The sequence below is a fragment of the Paenibacillus sp. GM1FR genome (assembly GCF_002803315.1).
Taxonomy (GTDB): domain Bacteria; phylum Bacillota; class Bacilli; order Paenibacillales; family Paenibacillaceae; genus Paenibacillus; species Paenibacillus amylolyticus.
The window spans coordinates 1-691 of sequence record NZ_MKZL01000058.1; the positions used below are offsets into that span (position 1 = coordinate 1).

The 691-nt window shown below is 55.9% G+C and carries 1 rRNA gene; it reads right to left on the minus strand.

What is annotated here, in order from left to right:
* Nucleotides 1-691: ribosomal RNA gene (locus tag PAEAM_RS26070) — 23S ribosomal RNA — on the minus strand; the annotation flags it as partial.

A 691-nucleotide genomic window follows, 5' to 3' on the forward strand; every position in this document is an offset into this window, starting at 1 on the left:
CTGCACTTCCACCCCCAGCCTATCTACCTCGTCGTCTTCAAGGGGTCTTACATACTGGGAAATCTCATCTTGAGGGGGGCTTCACGCTTAGATGCTTTCAGCGTTTATCCCGTCCGTACATAGCTACCCAGCGGTGCTCCTGGCGGAACAACTGGTACACCAGCGGTACGTCCATCCCGGTCCTCTCGTACTAAGGACAGCTCCTCTCAAATTTCCTACGCCCACGACAGATAGGGACCGAACTGTCTCACGACGTTCTGAACCCAGCTCGCGTACCGCTTTAATGGGCGAACAGCCCAACCCTTGGGACCTACTTCAGCCCCAGGATGCGATGAGCCGACATCGAGGTGCCAAACCTCCCCGTCGATGTGGACTCTTGGGGGAGATAAGCCTGTTATCCCCAGGGTAGCTTTTATCCGTTGAGCGATGGCCCTTCCATGCGGTACCACCGGATCACTAAGCCCGACTTTCGTCCCTGCTCGACTTGTAGGTCTCGCAGTCAAGCTCCCTTATGCCTTTGCACTCTTCGAATGATTTCCAACCATTCTGAGGGAACCTTTGGGCGCCTCCGTTACTCTTTAGGAGGCGACCGCCCCAGTCAAACTGCCCACCTGACACTGTCCCCGCACCGGATTACGGTACCAGGTTAGAACCTAGATACGATCAGGGTGGTATCCCAACGTTGCCTCCA